Here is a 2,481-nt window from a genome sequence, read left to right as displayed (position 1 = left end):
TGTTCCTAAACAACTCTATGTTGAATATTTAACCTTCTTGAGTAGGCACCGGCTAAATCTCCAACAAGTTTCTCATAGGGAGGTGGCGTTTGATATGGATTTTGTTTCAATAGCTCAATAATTTTTTCTGCTTTTGATTTTAACCCAGATGTAAAAATTTTTTTAGCGTCCTTCTGTGCTTGTTTTGTAAAAACAACCTTCCACATCACCAGTCAAGTTCCTCTTTACAATCTTCTACTGGAGTTGTAAGGCCTTCCCTAATGGACTTTCGCATTCCTGGAATATTTAGAAGAAACATTGTCTCTTGCATTGATCTCCAGTCATCTTCCGAGATCAAAACAGCGTTACCTCTCTTGCCAGTGATAATGATAGGCTCATGTGATGATGACGTTTGATCGATAAGCCTGTAAAGATTTGAACGTGCTTCTGTTGCTGATAATATTGTCATTAGTAGCTCCTTGACTTTTATTTATAATGGTACGGCATAGAGTACGACATGTCAAGATTGTATTTTGAGGCAGAACGCCGAGCTCAGGGCGGCAAGGGCATTGAGGTTAATCTAATAAATGGCAAATAGAAAAAATATTACTCCTACTTTGTTAGATTGTTTTAGTTTCATCTTTTTAATTGTCTGAATCACGGATTACCCTGATTACACCGATTTCACAGATTTTTTTAATCAGTGTAATCCTTTAATCCGTTTAATCCGTGATTCAGACAGCAAAAAAAGAAAGTCAACTTAACAAAGTAGAATTACAAGAAGGGGAAAAAAAGGCAGATGTAAGGAAAAATAAAAGAAAACGAGCAAAAATGAGCTTACTGTAAGTATAGCAATCCCGTAACGCCCAATCCAATTTCACCTGGCTTAGCTGCACACGAAGTTCAAGGGGATTGTGATACCGTGACATCAGAATCAGGCCGCAGCGGCGGTCCGGCGTGTCCAAAGCACAGATAAGAGAATAAGCCACAGAAGGATCTTCCAATACATCTTCCGGTCGTCCCGGCGGCGGATTGCCGGTGACGGATATAAATGAGTGTACCCTTTTTGTATTATTCTCCTCCTCTCCAGTTATGGAGAGGGGGTTAGAGGTTTATGAAAAGGTGCTTTTTATATTTCATCAGATCATGGTATAGTATTGTTCACATAAAATTGAAGTTACGATTTGCAAACAATAGGCCATAAAGAGAGGATGTCACCATGATAAAATATCCATACGGTATAGCTGACTTTAAAACAGTAATAACTGAAGGTTATTTTTACTGTGACAGAACCGATAAAATCCCTTTGCTTGAAAGTTCAAAATCCCAACTTTTCATCCGCCCCCGTCGTTTTGGCAAAAGCCTTGTACTCTCCATGCTGGAAAACTATTATGACGTGGCAAAAAAAGATCATTTTGATGAGATGTTCGGCCACCTTGACATAGGTAAAAATCCAACCCCCCTTAGAAATTCCTACTATATCCTGAAATGGGATTTTTCCTGCGTCAATACGACCGGCACTGTTGCAGATATCCAGCAATCTCTGTTCAACCACATCAATGCCAAAATTGAAGGGTTCATCATGAATTATACCCATCAAGGCTATGAACTTCCCAAGGTTAATATAAACTATGAAGACGCCCTCTATTCCATGGAATCTCTGTTATCAGCGGTTAAGACAACGCCTTGGCCCATCTATCTTCTGATAGATGAATATGATAACTTTGCCAATACCGTCATGATGGGTATCCACAATGATAAAGAGAGATACAACGCCCTTGTGCATGATGAAGGGATACTCAGGACCCTTTTTAAAGCTGTGAAATCCTCCACATCCGGTTCAGGTTTTGATCGTGTGTTTATAACTGGTGTCTCTCCGGTGGTGTTAAGTGACATCACCAGCGGATACAATATTGCAAAGGATATTTATTTCAAAAAACAACTTAATGATATTTGCGGTTTCACGGAGAAGGAGGTTATCTCAGCACTTGGGGATATTGTTGAAGAGTGCGACCTGAAAAGCGGTGAAAACAATGATATAGAAACTAATGATACGGTCGAAAAGGCTCTTGGGATGATGAGAACATATTATAATGGCTACTGCTTTGTACCGAGATTGAATCAATATATCTATAACCCCACCCTTTGCCTCTATTTTTTTGACCATTTTCAGGAGATGTGTGACTACCCCAGAAAAATGCTGGACTCCAACCTTGCCACAGATGAATCAAAACTTGAGTACATCTCACAGATTCCCATGGGGCGTAAAATTATTGTCTCAATGATGGAAAGTGACAATTATCTTGAGGTTGAAGATCTCTCTGACCGTTTCGGCATAAGGGAGATGTTGGACACAGGTTCTAAAAATAACATGTTTATAGTATCTTTTCTCTACTATTTTGGTGTGCTGACTCTGGCCGGGGAGACCGAAGATCTGAATCTGAAACTGAAGGTTCCCAACCTTGTGATGCAGAGCCTTTATGTGCAGAGGGTACAAAAGAT

General features: G+C 39.8%; 3 protein-coding genes. 1 reads left to right on the top strand and 2 read right to left on the bottom strand.

The window, feature by feature from the left end; genetic code table 11:
- Positions 1 to 5: 5 nt before the first annotated feature.
- Together MTBBW1_RS05765 and MTBBW1_RS05760 are read right to left on the bottom strand one after the other, a co-directional pair.
- Entirely contained in the window at positions 6 to 206 is a 201-nt protein-coding gene (locus MTBBW1_RS05765; RefSeq protein ID WP_281255616.1) for a Txe/YoeB family addiction module toxin, read from the bottom strand.
- Positions 206 to 448: a type II toxin-antitoxin system Phd/YefM family antitoxin gene (locus tag MTBBW1_RS05760; protein WP_080800479.1), complete on the bottom strand. Its 243-nt coding sequence runs from the start codon at positions 446 to 448 to the stop codon at positions 206 to 208. The genes MTBBW1_RS05765 and MTBBW1_RS05760 overlap by 1 nt, the downstream gene beginning before the upstream one ends.
- 750 nt (positions 449 to 1,198) lie before the next feature.
- Here MTBBW1_RS05760 and MTBBW1_RS05755 point away from each other — a divergent pair.
- The coding region (locus MTBBW1_RS05755; protein WP_080800476.1) for an AAA family ATPase at positions 1,199 to 2,481 on the top strand (1,283 nt) is incomplete at its 3' end.

The sequence above is a fragment of the Desulfamplus magnetovallimortis genome, from assembly GCF_900170035.1.
GTDB lineage: Bacteria > Desulfobacterota > Desulfobacteria > Desulfobacterales > Desulfobacteraceae > Desulfamplus > Desulfamplus magnetovallimortis.
The sequence above is the reverse complement of the archived record's forward strand: the minus strand, read 5'-3'. Positions and strand labels throughout refer to the sequence as shown.